This window comes from Pseudomonas sp. HY13-MNA-CIBAN-0226 (assembly GCF_040310305.1).
Classification (GTDB): domain Bacteria; phylum Pseudomonadota; class Gammaproteobacteria; order Pseudomonadales; family Pseudomonadaceae; genus Aquipseudomonas; species Aquipseudomonas gregormendelii.
Genome location: NZ_JBEOPS010000020.1, coordinates 53,226 through 67,030 on the forward strand (window position 1 = coordinate 53,226; position 13,805 = coordinate 67,030).

At 52.8% G+C, this 13,805-nt stretch carries 9 protein-coding genes and 5 pseudogenes; 7 read left to right on the top strand and 7 right to left on the bottom strand.

Going from position 1 to position 13,805, the window contains the following annotated elements; all coding sequences use genetic code 11:
* Positions 1–36: 36 nt before the first annotated feature.
* Positions 37–240 (top strand): annotated as a pseudogene (locus AAEZ05_RS21240) (IS3 family transposase); the annotation flags it as partial.
* 87 nt (positions 241–327) lie between these two features.
* Here AAEZ05_RS21240 and AAEZ05_RS21245 read toward each other — a convergent pair.
* Positions 328–495, bottom strand: a pseudogene (locus AAEZ05_RS21245) (TerC family protein); the annotation flags it as partial.
* Between the two features lie 280 nt (positions 496–775).
* Here AAEZ05_RS21245 and AAEZ05_RS21250 point away from each other — a divergent pair.
* Together AAEZ05_RS21250 and AAEZ05_RS21255 are read left to right on the top strand one after the other, a co-directional pair.
* On the top strand, positions 776–2,443 hold the full coding sequence (locus AAEZ05_RS21250; protein ID WP_045059736.1) for a BCCT family transporter: 1,668 nt from the start codon (positions 776–778) through the stop codon (positions 2,441–2,443).
* A 116-nt stretch (positions 2,444–2,559) separates the two neighbouring features.
* A pseudogene (locus tag AAEZ05_RS21255) lies at positions 2,560–3,483 on the top strand (mechanosensitive ion channel family protein).
* Positions 3,484–3,615: 132 nt separating this feature from the next.
* Here the strand turns inward: AAEZ05_RS21255 and AAEZ05_RS21260 are convergent.
* A complete protein-coding gene (locus tag AAEZ05_RS21260; protein ID WP_045059735.1) occupies positions 3,616–4,335 on the bottom strand; it encodes a 3'-5' exonuclease in 720 nt (239 codons plus the stop codon).
* Positions 4,336–4,337: 2 nt separating this feature from the next.
* Positions 4,338–6,212: a DUF294 nucleotidyltransferase-like domain-containing protein gene (locus AAEZ05_RS21265; protein ID WP_045059734.1), complete on the bottom strand. Its 1,875-nt coding sequence runs from the start codon at positions 6,210–6,212 to the stop codon at positions 4,338–4,340.
* Positions 6,213–6,865: 653 nt separating this feature from the next.
* Between AAEZ05_RS21265 and AAEZ05_RS21270 the strand changes: the two genes are divergently transcribed.
* Positions 6,866–8,143, top strand: a complete 1,278-nt coding sequence (locus AAEZ05_RS21270) for a DUF2254 domain-containing protein (protein ID WP_045059733.1) — start codon at positions 6,866–6,868, stop codon at positions 8,141–8,143.
* Positions 8,144–8,146: 3 nt separating this feature from the next.
* Here AAEZ05_RS21270 and AAEZ05_RS21275 read toward each other — a convergent pair.
* Positions 8,147–9,289, bottom strand: a pseudogene (locus tag AAEZ05_RS21275) (chloride channel protein); the annotation flags it as partial.
* Between the two features lie 85 nt (positions 9,290–9,374).
* On the bottom strand, positions 9,375–10,829 hold the full coding sequence (locus AAEZ05_RS21280; protein WP_350648707.1) for a TrkH family potassium uptake protein: 1,455 nt from the start codon (positions 10,827–10,829) through the stop codon (positions 9,375–9,377).
* A gap of 120 nt (positions 10,830–10,949) precedes the next feature.
* On the opposite strand from AAEZ05_RS21280, the pseudogene AAEZ05_RS30840 reads away from it, so the two are divergent.
* The 3 genes and pseudogenes from AAEZ05_RS30840 to AAEZ05_RS21295 form a co-directional block, all read left to right on the top strand.
* Positions 10,950–11,356, top strand: a pseudogene (locus tag AAEZ05_RS30840) (universal stress protein); the annotation flags it as partial.
* A gap of 96 nt (positions 11,357–11,452) precedes the next feature.
* Positions 11,453–11,893, top strand: coding sequence for a YeeE/YedE family protein (locus AAEZ05_RS21290; protein ID WP_045059732.1), 441 nt, complete (start codon positions 11,453–11,455; stop codon positions 11,891–11,893).
* Positions 11,890–12,309, top strand: coding sequence for a YeeE/YedE family protein (locus AAEZ05_RS21295; protein ID WP_045059731.1), 420 nt, complete (start codon positions 11,890–11,892; stop codon positions 12,307–12,309). The genes AAEZ05_RS21290 and AAEZ05_RS21295 overlap by 4 nt, the downstream gene beginning before the upstream one ends.
* 22 nt (positions 12,310–12,331) lie before the next feature.
* Here the strand turns inward: AAEZ05_RS21295 and AAEZ05_RS21300 are convergent, their stop codons facing one another.
* Together AAEZ05_RS21300 and nhaA are read right to left on the bottom strand one after the other, a co-directional pair.
* Positions 12,332–12,592 (bottom strand): hypothetical protein, encoded by a 261-nt coding sequence (locus tag AAEZ05_RS21300; RefSeq protein WP_152644273.1) that lies wholly within the window; start codon positions 12,590–12,592, stop codon positions 12,332–12,334.
* 11 nt (positions 12,593–12,603) lie between these two features.
* Entirely contained in the window at positions 12,604–13,800 is a 1,197-nt protein-coding gene (nhaA, locus tag AAEZ05_RS21305) for a Na+/H+ antiporter NhaA (protein ID WP_045059730.1), read from the bottom strand.
* Positions 13,801–13,805: the final 5 nt, after the last annotated feature.

The following is a 13,805-nucleotide window of genomic DNA, read 5'->3' on the forward strand; positions in this document are numbered from 1 at the left end:
GTGTGCGACCATTCTTCAAGTGTGCGATTAGTGTGTCAGGGCAATTACCGGGACTACGCGCCGATGGAACGCGTGTTCCGCAACTTGAAAACGGAATGGGTACCTGCCGTGGGTTAAGGAACCGCCCAATAAGTCCGGCGTGATATCAGTCATTTCTTAATGCATTAGTACAACTGGATTCGACCCCATCAATTTAACGGTGGGCTTGCGCTTGCTCAGTCAGACCGAAGAAAAACATAACGTCATGTCCGGGATTAATTGGTCATTACAAGCCCTGTCGCCCATTCGCCAGGAGGCAGCCCACTGGCGGCCGCCACCTTTTTGGATTTACTCCTGCGAGCCAGCAGAGGCTTGGTCGCGGGTTTTCCAAAGTGACAGCAGCACCCCACCCAGCAGCAGCCCCACGGTCACGCTCAGGGAAATGACCGCCGGAATCTTGCCGATGATGCCGACTGGGAAGCTCTTGCCACCGATAAATACCAGTACCAGTGCGAGCGTCCGCCCTCTCAACGAGTTTGAAGAAGTCATCCTCAATAGCTGAGGAGACGCCTATCAAGCCATTCAGTCATCACGTTGGCGCCAACCCTCTAAGCAACACGTTCTCGCGCCCTGCATACAGCTGACACACGCCCTATTGCCCCCCAAGTGAGACCAGCTTTCGCCAGATAGTTAAAAAGCTTGTTAGGATAGGGATGCAAACATCTCGTTTTTACATAGGAACAGCGGGGCTTACGACCACTGCACGTCATAACGTGCCACCATCAAGGAGGCTCTCATGGGCCGAACACCTGGGGATGATCTACCAGAAAAACCTCATACAAGCAGTGAGGATGGCATTCCTGCTCCTAGCGGGGCCGCCAATCTGATTGATACCGACTACGTGATCGGACAGGACAATATCAAAGGTGAGTTTTCATTTTCCCTTGATATCCATGGCAAAGTGTTTGTCATCTCGGCTGCCACTATCTTGTTGTTCGTCATTATGACGCTGGCACTCCAGAATGAAGTAGAACCGCTGTTCAGTGCCATCCGAAACTGGCTGACGGGCAATCTCGCCTGGCTGTTCATGAGTATTGCGAACATATTCGTCTTGCTTTGCATCGGGCTAATTTTCTCGCCGCTAGGGAAGGTTCGTTTGGGCGGTAGGGATGCCAAACCAGACCATAGCTACGTGGGCTGGTTCTCAATGCTTTTCGCTGCAGGAATGGGCATTGGCCTAATGTTCTACGGCGTAGCCGAACCCATGTCTCATTATCAAGCGTCCATGGGAGGTGTGACCGTCGATGCAAGTGGAGCCCGCACCGACTGGGCACCGTTAGGAGGTGCAGCGGGCGACGCTAAGGCATCGGCCGACTTGGCGATGGCCGCTACTATCTTTCATTGGGGGCTCCACCCTTGGGCGATCTACGCGATTGTCGCTCTGTCCCTGGCATTGTTTTCTTACAACAAGGGCTTGCCGCTCTCGATACGATCGATCTTCTATCCATTGCTAGGGGAGCGCGTCTGGGGATGGCCAGGGCACTGTATAGATATCTTAGCGGTATTCGCCACATTGTTCGGACTGGCGACATCGCTAGGGATAGGAGCTGAGCAGGCGGCAGCGGGGATTGAATATCTCTTCGGTATTGAATCAACAAATTTAAGCAAAGTAGTGCTAATCGTTGGTATCACCATAATTGCCCTTTGGTCAGTTCTTGCTGGCTTGGACAAAGGCGTCAAGATGCTGTCACAGATCAATATGGGCCTGGCGTTGCTTCTGCTGGTGTTCATTATTGTTGTCGGGCCCACCTTGGCAATCTTCACTGGATTCTTTAAAAATTTGGTGACCTACGCTGAATACCTACCGGCGCTTTCCAATCCTTTCGGTCGCACTGACACGGAATTCACTCAGGGCTGGACTGCGTTTTATTGGGCATGGTGGATCAGTTGGTCTCCATTTGTAGGGATGTTTATTGCGCGAGTCAGTCGTGGCCGAACGGTCAGGGAGTTCCTGATCTCGGTCTTGTTGGTTCCTACTATAGTTTCGGTATTATGGATGACGACGTTTGGTGGCACTGCCATCGACCAAGCTACTGTACAAAACTTGGTTGGCGTCAAGGATGCTGTGCTGGAGTTGAAACTGTTCGCCATGCTGGGAGAACTGCCACTAAAAGAAATTTCTTCGTTCTTGGGCATTGTTCTGGTCATCGTCTTTTTCATCACCTCCTCAGACTCCGGCTCCTTAGTCATCGATACGATAACAGCAGGGGGCAAGGTCGATGCTCCCGTTCCACAACGTGTATTTTGGGCGGTCATAGAAGGAGTAATTGCAATTGCGCTGTTGTTGGGCGGAGGTCTCGTGGCACTACAGGCTATGGCGGTATCTACGGGTCTGCCTTTCGCTCTTGTGCTGGCTCTGGGCTGCGTGTCTCTTGTGAAGGGACTGATGTCTGAGCCCCGCTAGTTAACGATTGAGGGTGCCAAGCATCCCGTAATCCTTCCATAACCCGCCAAGTACGAGCTGGCGGGTTAAACCTCTAAAAAATAGGCCAGAACACTCCAAGAAACAGTACGTTTTTCATGACTTACGATTCTCTGAGAATCTCGTTAGCCAACTGGGCTTTCGCTGTTTTGTTAGCGATAATTTGTTTCGCTTGGCAAGAACTGTGATTGGTTTTTTCCTTAGGAAGCTTCGAAAAATATCAGCCCTACCGAATACGCCCGTTAGTAATATCGCGGTCGTAGTGTTTTCAGGTACAAGCAATACACTCTTACTGCTGGCATCGATACTCGTTGGTGTAGGCGTCCTTGACCTACCCGAGCGCTGGTTAGGACGAGTCCGCATCCTTTGGTTCGTAGTCGCTGCTTTGCAAATAGGCTTGTGGGTGAACCGCGCCTGTGCTTTGGCGCTCGCTCAAGACGGTATCGCTACAGCCTTGGCTATGCAGATTATTCTAGCTGATGTATCCGCTTCGCTGTCCATTGCGGTAGATAAACCATTTGAGGTAGGCGATTTCATTGTCGTGGGGTCATTGTTTGACACTGTCGAGCATGTTGGATTGAAGACAACTCGGATTCGTAGCTTGGGCGGTGAATAAATCGTTATGGCTAACGCGGAAATGATCGAAAGTACCATCAGAATTACAAACGGTTTCTGGAACGTATAATTGTCTTTGAGATAGCGCTTACTTATAATTGCTCGGTGCAGCAGGCCAAGAAGTTAACACAACGAATCGAGCAGTTATTAGGCAGCAAAAAAGAGTCAGATTTGACCGAGGCCATTTTCAGAATTTCGAGGAAAGCGCCTTGGAATTTTAGGTCGTATACATTGTGCTGGACCCAAGTTACAACATCTATATGGATGTTCAGCAGGACATTAACCTATCAACAATGGAGGCCTTTAACGAGATAGGGGTCAGCTTTGCACTGCCATCACGCACCGTTTACGCTGCATCGATTCCCGGTGATGAGGCGTCTGTGGGTCATAGCAAAGAGTGGCTGTAAGGACTTCAGAGCACTCGATATAAACGCATGCTCAGCACTTCTAGAACCATGAATATCTCCTGACAAATGTCGAGGCGTTGAGGAATCTCCCACCACGGCTTCTCGGGCGACCCCGCTCAGAGTGCAGCGCGGTCAGTCCCATAGTGCGCCAATAGGTGAGGCTGTTGAATAATGGGTAGCTATCTGCGCTTGTAACAACTCAGCAGTAGCGAGGGCATCGGTTAACGCATGGTGCCCCTGATAAGCTGGAAGGTTATAACGCATGCGGCTGTCGGCCAATCGTATGGATGTCTGCGGGCGGCGCATGAGCCTGGCAATCCACCCTTGCTTTTGCCGATGCATTCTCGCTTCCAATTGCATCGTGTCTACGACCGGAAACCTCAGACCTTCTCCAAGGTGCCTATGCAGTGCTGCATCAAGGAACTCACGCTCGATATTTCGATAATGGACGACCACCACTTTGCCTGCCATGGCGTCCAGAAGCGGCTCCAGCACTTCCGGGAGCGAGGGAGCATTCAAGATCTCAGCATGGGTAATGTGGTGCAGGGTAACTGACTTTTCATTCAGTTCTGATGACGGGTTTAGCACCCAATACGCCGCCTCGCTGCAGTAGATGCGCTTTAAGGTGAACGGCACCAAACCAATGCTGACAATACTGTGAGCCTGTGCATTGAGCCCGGTTGTCTCCACGTCCATTGCAAGAAATTGCACGTTTTCTATTAGGGTGTGCGGTGAGACGACGCCCGCCTGATAAAACTTTCTCAAGCAAGAGTCAACCGAATTCTGCGCCAATTCCCGGAACAGATCTGGCCAGTTCACCGGGTAATCTGGTTCCGCCTTGACCTCATTCATTTTTAGACACGGCCCTTTGGCGGGTAGCGGAAGCGCAAAAAATTCTGACCGTTACTCAAGACCTGGAAGGCCTCTTTGAGATTGTGTCGCTCGCTATTAGAGAAGCGCTCAGGCTCGATCAAGTTATTGGGCGTTTCTCCCTGCTCCAGCGCCTCCACCTGATGCCGGATCCGCACCAGGGAGAGGAACTCCAGAGCATAGCGCAGGTGCTTCAGTGCTTCGGGCGGCATGATGTTAGCGCTAGTGATTGCATCGATACGGTCAAACGAGTTCTGCGCTGTACTCCCGCAAGCGAGAGCATGGATGCGAATAAGGTCGGTGAGCGGTGCGGTACCGCGTCCCTTGAGATTGATGATTCTTTTCTGTTGTCCATCTGTCTCGACGACAAAAGTACGAAAGAATCCCAAGGGTGGTGTCCGGTTGAGCGCAATCCTCGCCATGGCATTGAGAAATCCGGGATGTAAACTGGATTTTTGAGCACATAGAACTTTGAGTTCTTGCACCAGCGAAAGCTGGCCAAATACGCCATCCAGATCGAAAAAGATGCAGCTATTAAGCAAGGTTGTCGGGTTCGGTTTTTCGATCCACTGCTCAAAATAGCTTCGCCAAATCCTCAAAGGCTGGCGCCATTGATCGTTGGTCGCCATGACTCCGCCCTTACAGTAGCTGTACCCACACGCTGCTAGGCCATCACTTACGAAAGATGCAAGGCTACGGAAATATGCATCATGCAAGGCGGGATCGAATCGATCATCCAGCACCAAGGCGTTGTCTTGATCGCTTACCAGCAGTTGTTCATCGCGCGCCATCGAGCCTAGCACCATGAAGCAATAAGGTACGGGAGGTGGGCCCAATTTTTCTTCTGCAAGTTCCAGCAACCGCTGCGTGAAAGCTCTGCCGATACCTGAGATGGCGCTACCGATCATGTGCGCGGTCGCGCCATCTCTCACCATCCGGATGTACGTTCCACGCAGGTCTCGTAATAGCGACTTTAGACCGTCGACCGACGTCTGGTTAGATATTCTGCTTACCAGGTACAAGCTACTGTGGGACTCGTACCGAATAATATCTGAGAGGTTGATTACGCCAATCGGTCGCCCGTGGTTGAGAACCGGCAAGTGATGGATATTGTGGCGTAGCATGACAAGCATGGCTTCAAAGCCTGAATCGTCAGCATTTATGGCCACTGGATCGGTCGTCATGATGGCGCTGATAAGCGTTTCGCCGGCGCTCCTCCCGACCGCGACAACGCGGGTGCGAAGATCCCTGTCGGTCACGATCCCCCGGATGTCTCCTGCCTGCAGTCCCGCTGGCGACATGACCACGACACAGGCAACGCGTTGTTCGGTCATCAGCTTTGCAGCCTCGCCAACCGTGGTACCCGACGTCACCCAGACTAGGGAGCGTGACAGCAAGGCTCGGCATTTGAGCTGGATCAATTCGCTCGACCGACCTTGCGCCTCGACTGCAGACTTGAGCCTCGAGTGCCCTTCAGCTTCAACGAAATCCGCAAAGGCGTCATGCTGTGCGCATAGATCGGCGAAGACGTCGGCAGGGATGTAGTAAATCAGGCTGTCTTCAAGTGCTCTCGCAGGAAAACGGACTTTGTTGCTGCGTAAAAGCCCTGCCTGGCCAAAGATATCGCCTTCGACAAGCCGGTTGTAAAGCTCGCCGTTGCGTCGATAAATCTCCACTGCGCCGCTGCGCACATAGTGCAAATCCTGGATCACTGCACCCGCTTCCAGAATGTCGCTGCCGGCTTTGAAGTAACGCACATCAACTCTCCGAGCCATAGCATCTACGGACTCCTTGGGCAGTTGATCAAACGGGGAAAAACGATAGAGATGGTCGCTGATCTCCTGCATCTCGGCTTGCATGGAACCTCGGTATGCTGGAAGGGAAAGATCGCCAAAAGGCGTGCGCTTAAATTTGCTGATCGCCCGAAAAGCCTATCAGATACTTCCTATCGGATTATTAGATTAATGCAATTCAAGCCGAGTGGGCGGTAGCGGCCTTCGCAGAATATGGCATCCATCCGCTCTTAACAGTGGACTGACGATTTGAGTGAAAGCTCTGTAGCCACCGTATTCGGCAGTCCGGTAAGCCAGCATCTGCCGCATGGGAAACACCTCTTCGGCAGCCACATACGTAGGACATGGGTCATAGTTTGACTCATGGTACCGATGTGCCGCTAGTGGCCAAGCTGCAGCGAGCAGCTTGGCCAGTTCAGTAAGATTGGCTGTCGTCACGATGTCATATTCTCCTCGACTGCTCAGCCGATGCAACTCTCGAGCCTTTTTGACCCGTTCCAGTAAAGGAACAACAATCCCTGACGCCCTTTCAAAAAACTCGCTAATGTCTGCCCGTGTCTGAGGGATCTTGTAGCATTGTCGTGTAGCTCCAACTGCCTGAAGGCTTAGGTAGGCCAGAAGAGGTAGTTTATAGCCAGGGCGCAAACTAACATCGACATTACGAATAAACTTCTGCGCCGCCCCGCACTCAATTGACGTAGTCACTTGAAGGATTGCACATGATCGCTCGTTGGCGTTGGGTAACGAATCAACTCACCAAACGGCTGTGGTTCAGAGCCTCCCTATTCTCCCTTCTAGGGGTGGCTACGGCACTGCTTGCTGTTGTATTCAAAGACTTCATCCCGGAGTCATTGCCAGCGCGTATCGGCGCAGATGCCGTAGACAAGATTCTGGGGATCATTGCCTCCAGCATGCTGGCCGTCACAACCTTCTCGTTAAGCACGATGGTCACCGCTTACGGGGCCGCGAGCAGCGGAGTGACACCTCGTGCCACCACCCTGGTGATGGAAGACACCACGACCCAAAATGCCCTTGCTACGTTTATAGGCTCGTTCCTCTTTAGCCTGGTAGGGATCATCGCATTGAGCACGGGCGCCTATGGCACACAAGGTCGAGTATTGCTGTTCGCAGTGACGATAATTGTGGTCATCCTGATCGTTTACACCCTCCTGCGCTGGATCGATCACCTGTCAAAACTCGGAAGGGTGGGAGAAACCATCGACCGCGTCGAGAAGGCTACGATAAACGCAATTACTCGACGAGTTCAGTGGCCCTACTTAGGCGGTTCAGCTTACCCGACCGATCTGTCCCTACCTCCTGGCGCAATCACAGTAAAAAGTGAGCTAACGGGGTATGTGCAACATATCGATGTGAGCGCACTTGGAGCTATCGCGCAGAACGATCAAATACAGATTTATCTGGAGGTACTTCCGGGTACATTTGTGCACGAGGGAATGCCACTCCTACACATTGTGAGCTTGGGCAACACGCTGGCAGGTGATACCGATACTGCGAGACGGAAGGTTCTAGCGACTCTGATCATCGGCGTTCGGCGAACCTTTGAAAATGATCCCCGCTTCGGACTTTGCGTGCTCTCGGAAATCGCTTCTCGCGCCTTATCGCCTGCGGTGAACGACCCTGGGACAGCCATCGATGTCATTGGCCGGGGAGTGAGGACATTAACTTGCTGGAGCAAGCCTCATGTATCTGGCTCGCAAATAGACCAAGGCTGTAAACAGATCTTTCTCCGAGGATTGACGGTAGATGATCTGTTCGATGATTTTTTCGCCCCGATCAGCAGGGACGGTGCAGCTTTGCTAGAAGTTAACCTTCGCCTGTTAAAAGCCCTCATCAGTCTCGCTGAGATAAACCCTGCGATCTTTAAGGGTGCCTGCGCCAGGCACGCGGCTGTTCTGATCACTCGTGCAGATACCACGTTAATGCTGCAGCATGAGAAAGATCAACTCATCTCATTGGCTAGAACGATGACACGGTAAGGCCTATCGAGTTGGATTCTTTGGCGTGGTGGCAGGTTCTGCGAGAAAGCCTCGCGCCAATTGCTGATACAGCTCAGGGCCCATTCTTGAACTGACAGCCTTGGCGATCAAAGCTACCGCCATGAGACTGATCACCATACTGTGGCTATCAATCATCTCCATCACAATGATTGCGGAGGTGATTGGCGACTGAGTAACGGCAGCCAGAAAACCAACCATGCAGAGTGCAATAGTGGGCTGCGCGGCCAAGTGGAATAGCTCTGCGGTATTGGCGCCGACTGCTGCCCCTACAGCGAGCGAAGGGGCGAAAATACCTCCTGGAATACCAGAGAAGTAGGTCACTACAGTCGCTAAGAATCGCGTAATGGGGGCGTGCCATGGCAGGACTACATCGGATGCGATGACCTGGGAGGTAATGCCGTATCCGCTACCAAATGACATTCCGCCACTGAGCCAGCCCAATACTGCGACGACTAATCCACAGATACCGGCAAACCACACTGGGTGCAGGCGTCGCCATTGCCAAATGATGAACTGTGGGTACCGCTGTGGCCATAACAACACTCGGCTAAATAACCCCCCCAATAGCCCACATCCAACCCCTATTACCAATGCCGGGACGACTATGTCGAGGTTGATGCCCTGAATGCTGAAATGACCGAAATAGTTGTAGTTTCCCTGCAAGGCAATGGCAACCATCCCAGAGAGTATGATTGTGCTAAGAAGAACGCCGCTGGTACGGGTTTCAAGCTTGCGTCCCAGCTCTTCTACCGCAAATGCGATCCCGGCCAGTGGCGTATTAAATGCAGCCGCAATACCCGCTGCACCTCCCGCCAGAAGGAGATCCTCGCTGCGCACGATTCGCGCGTTTGGCAGGAAGCGGTGAAAGAAGTGCATGATGGATGCCGCAACCTGAACTGAGGGGCCTTCACGCCCCGCCGAAAAGCCGCCCGTCAGCGCCAGAGTTCCAAGGCCTATCTTGGCAAAAGCGATACGCAGTGAAACCAGTTTGTTAATGGGCTTACCTTGGCGGGCAAGCCGTGTTGCTGCGATAACCTGCGGAATTCCGCTGCCTTGTGCACCCACGAAAAAGCGCGTTGTCAGCCAAACTACGAGCATGCCGATCAGCGGAGTGTAGATAAGAGGAAACACTACACTGAAAGCAAACAGTCTTTCAGTGTGCTTGCGACTCCTACGTTGCTACTCAGAAAAGCTGTCGCCACTGAGAGGACTAATACCTCCAAAAAACCGGTGTGATGAGTACCAGTACCGTTAGGATTTCCAATCTCCCCAGCAGCATGCCAATGGTGAGTAACCATTTTGCTGCGTCGGGTAACGATGAGAAATTACCCGCAGGCCCAATGACCTGGCCGAGCCCAGGCCCCACATTGCATACAGCAGTAGCCGCACCACTTAATGCAGTAACCCAATCGAGTCCGATCAAAGCGAGCCCTAAGGCGATCATTGCAATGGTGATGGTGAAGAAAAATGAGAAGGTCAAAAGCGAACGCAAGATCTCTTCGTCAATGGGGTGACCGTTGTACTTTTTCTGAATCACCGCTCGAGGATGGATCAACTGCTTAAGGCTACTCACTAATAGAGCACCAGCAACCTGGAAGCGGAAAATTTTAAGGCCTCCAGCCGTCGAGCCTGAGCACCCACCGACAAAGGTCAGATAGAAAAAAAGCAAGACCGCGAAGCTGCCCCACAAGGTGTAATCGCCCACCGCAACTCCGGTGGTCGTGACGACCGAGGTCACATTGACGGCCACGATACGAAACGCATCCCACCATCCGTAGTCGCTGTGAAAACACAGCCACGTACCCACCGCCAGCCATGTGACGATCAAGAACCCCACGAATCCGCGTACCTGGTGATCCTTGATCAGCGCACTCCGATTACCGCGCAATGTCGCGACGTACAAGGTAAAGGGCAGGCTCCCCAGAATCATGATGACCACCGCCACCCAGTGAATCGCCGGCTGCGTCCAGTGGCCAAGTGACGCGTCCGACGTTGAGAATCCCCCGGTAGAGATCAACGACATTGCGTGATTGACCGCCTCAAACGGCGTCATTCCCGCTATCCAGAGTGCCAGAGCCCCGATGCCAGTAAGTCCCAGATAGAGAAAGAGGATGTACTTAGCGGCCACATGGGAGCGCGGTGTAACTTTCTCCGACCAGTCTGAGGACTCAGTCTGAAAGAGACGCATGCCACCTACCCGCAGCAATGGAAGTATTGCCACAGCCATGCCGATGAAGCCGATACCACCCAGCCAGTGCAGCATCGAACGCCATATCAATAGTCCAGGTGACGCGGTATCCAAACCACTTAAAACGGTAGAACCAGTAGTTGTAATACCGGACATGGTTTCAAAGAAAGCGTCGGTGTAGCTGATGCCACTGATAAACACCATCGGCAACGCTGCGAAGGTGCATACCACCACCCAACTCCCAGTCGTCAACAGGTACATATCCCTAGGGCGAAGGTGTACAGAGTCTGGCCGCCCACGCACGATCAACAGTAGCCCGCAGATAAAGGTAATAAGGCTCGACCAGAGAAAGGCAGACAGGTCGTCGCTACGTTCATAGGCCACAAGCGTAATCATGGGTATAACCATGCTCACAGCTAGAGTGACTAGAAAAATGCCTAAGATGAAGCCTATAAGACGCATTGCAGCGAGGGACATGACCGTAGCCCGAAGATTTAGCGCCGAGCAGTATCGGATGCCCAGCACTTGAGCCCCGTAAATTTTTCGTAAAAATCCTTTGGCTAATCGGTAGCCAAGGTCGTCACTTTAGTGTGAAAAATTCACCAGCCCATCCTGATCACAGCCAGCAGCTATAAAAAAACCGAAAAGGTGATGATCGCATTTGACGGTAGTCCCACAGCCTACAGAACCGTGCAGATTTTAGCAGAAAGTGCCTTAGGGAAAACCCGCCAATTCACCTAGTCATGGTCGGGGCTAATTCAGAGGGGAATGTGGCGCATCTGGTTACAGCACGTGGGATAATCGGAGCTGCGGGATTGACTGCAGATGCAGAGATCCGCCAAGGAGAGGTTGAGTCGGCACTTCACGCTTATCAGGCAGAGCACGGAATTGATCTTCTCGTCATGGGCGCCTATGGGCACTCGCGTATCAGACAATTTCTGATAGACAGCACGACTACTACGATGCTTCGTACCACCACCATGCCAGTGTTGTTGCTTCGTTGAGTACCATCTACTGCCGAGGATTGAATCGCACCGAAGAAACCAGGTGCGATTCAATGATCCATGCCCCTTACGAGCAATTATGCTCAGGAGATACAAATGGCCATTGATTGGATCAACTTCACACCTTGGACTTCATTAGGTGGAGGGGTTTTAATTGGGCTGGCAGTTAGCTTGTTCGTTCTCGCTAATGGTCGCATCGCTGGGATCAGCGGCTTGCTTGGAAGCGTGATGCGATTTAGTAGTGAAGGCTGGAGTGAGAAGGCACTGTTTCTTCTTGGCCTGCTGCTTGCGCCATTGTTGTGGGGACTGTTTGCCGTCTTGCCAGAGATCGAGATCAAAACAGAGTGGCCGGCCTTGGTGATTGCGGGGCTGCTCGTTGGGGTGGGAACTCGCTACGGCTCAGGCTGTACAAGCGGTCACGGAGTTTGTGGGATCTCTCGGCTGTCTCCCCGTTCCATCGTGGCAACGTTGTGCTTTATGGCTGCCGGTTTTGCAACGGTGTACCTCATTCGTCATGCGCTGGGAGCATTTGGATGATCAAGTTGACCGCATTTTTTGCAGGGATGATCTTTGGCCTGGGTCTGCTACTGGCAGGCATGGCGAACCCCGCCAAGGTATTGGCCTTTCTTGATGTGGCCGGGGCCTGGGATCCGTCACTCGCGCTGGTTATGGGAGGTGCCATCGCGGTGGCGGTGATCCCGCTAAACTGGGCACCTAAGAACAAGCACTCCTTACTGGGTACCCCCACGCAGTTACCTGTGAAAAAGGAGTTGGACGCCCGCTTGATTGGCGGCAGCCTGGTGTTCGGTATAGGTTGGGGAATTGCGGGGATTTGCCCTGGGCCAGCGGTCGCTATCTTACTTTCGGGACACTGGCAAATCATCATATTCGTATTGGCTATGTTGGCCGGTATGTATTTGTTCTCTGCTTTGGAAAACCGACGCAAGTCTTGATCAGGTGATAGCCACGGACTCACTAAAGACTCGATTCGGCTTTGTGGTTCTTCAGTTTTTGCAGGCTCGTTTGCTGACTCAACTCAATGCCATCAAAGTTTTGAGGATTTAGCGAAGCTGCTTGATCAGCCACAATCAAAGCAAGCATTAGAATAGTAAAGCCTACTAATACTGGAAATGAGCCGCACCAAAAGACGGTGCGTCGGTGGCGCTGGTATGTATTCATTTTGATAGCCTTTTTCAGGCCACCGTACTTCTCAGGTTTAAGAAATACGATGGTCAATCCAAGCGACCTTACCTGGCTACGACGGCTCCCGCCACAGCGCTGCTTCGACGCAGTATCAGAACACCACCAATCGCAGCCAGAATCGAACCAATCAACACCCCGACTTTGACCTCATCAATCAAATGGGCCGACCCAGCAAACGCCAAGTTGCCAATGAACAGGCTCATGGTGAAGCCAATGCCGCACAACAGCGCTACGCCGTAAAGCTGCGTCCAAGTACTCCCTTCCGGCAACTTGGCCAGGCCCAGACGAATGGCCAGAGCAGCTAATAGGAAAATTCCGACCTGCTTGCCCACCAACAGACCCAGCGCCACACCCAGCGGAACCGGATCGACCAGGTTCTCCATGGAAATACCGGCCAATGAAACACCCGCGTTGGCGAAGCCAAAAATCGGCACCACAGCGAACGCTACCCACATGTGCAGCTTCTCTTCCAGAAAAAGCAGCGGAGACCGGGCTTCCTCCTCAGGCTTGCCCATGGGGATGCAGAGTGCCACAGCGACACCCGCAAGGGTCGCATGCACCCCCGATTGCAGCACGAAGAACCACAGCACACCACCGACCAGGAGATACGGGAGCAACCGCCTTACGCCCAATCGATTCATTGCAATCAGAATGACCAGGGTGGCGAGCGAGCCCAGCAACATCGGCATGGAAAGGCCCGATGTGTAGAAAAAGGCGATGATGACCACGGCGCCCAAGTCGTCAATGATCGCCAAGGCAGCCAGGAAGACCTTCAGCGAAGTAGGGACTCGCTTACCCAGCAGCGATAAGACGCCCAAAGCGAACGCGATGTCTGTAGCGGCTGGAATAGCCCAACCTTTCAGAGTCTCAGAATTGCCCCAGTTGATCGCAATGTAGATCAGTGCAGGAACAACCATGCCGCCTATGGCGCCAAATCCTGGCAATGCGCGCTGGCCCCATGTGGAGAGCCCACCGGCCAACACTTCTCTTTTGATCTCGAGACCGACCATCAGAAAGAAGATCGCCATCAGGCCATCGTTGACCCAATGCTCCACAGACATGCCGAGCCAGGTACTGTGTAGCGCTGCGAAGTAACTTTGGGAAAGAGGCGAGTTAGCCACAATCAGAGCGGCCAGAGCGGCGCCCATCAAAACAAGACCTCCAGCGGATTCCGATGACAGGAAGCGAGCCAAAATTGCAGCTGCTCTAGGGGTTTCTGCGGGAGCTTTATGATGGGTCATCAGTG